Origin of the sequence: Tautonia rosea (assembly GCF_012958305.1) — a bacterium.
Lineage (GTDB): Bacteria > Planctomycetota > Planctomycetia > Isosphaerales > Isosphaeraceae > Tautonia > Tautonia rosea.
In genome coordinates this window covers 1-376 of sequence record NZ_JABBYO010000062.1, presented here as the reverse complement: position 1 = coordinate 376, position 376 = coordinate 1, and the positions used below count along the sequence as shown (strand labels likewise).

1 protein-coding gene is annotated in these 376 nt (G+C 64.4%); it reads left to right on the top strand.

The genetic code is table 11. The annotated features are described in order from the left end of the window. Positions 1 to 220 (top strand): hypothetical protein (locus tag HG800_RS27105; protein WP_206352494.1); only part of this gene is annotated, 220 nt, incomplete at its 5' end. Positions 221 to 376 lie beyond the last annotated feature (156 nt).

The window sequence follows — 376 nt, the reverse complement described above, 5'->3', positions numbered from 1 at the left end:
TACCGCCACGTCTTCTCGACGTGACGCCCAGGACCGCAACGCCCCGAAGTCGAAGGGCTGTCGAGTGCGTCGTTCTTACCCATGTGACAATGTCACAAACACGATCGACCGGATTGTCAAAGAAAGACGTCGCCTCGGCGTCACCACCCCTCGCGACGAGGCCCCTCATCCCGGATTCATGGCCGCGCGATCGTCACCGATCGCCCCGCCCCGGTCTTGAAGTTTCCTTCGTACGCCGCGCTCTACCGTTCGGTTCGATCGCCCTGCGGCGAATCGCTCTCCGTCCGTGCCCGCGTCGTCCCAGGTGCCTCGCTCAGGTGAGAACGGGCCGCCCTCTTCGAGCGGCCCGCGTCAAGGTGTGACTCACCAGCGACAA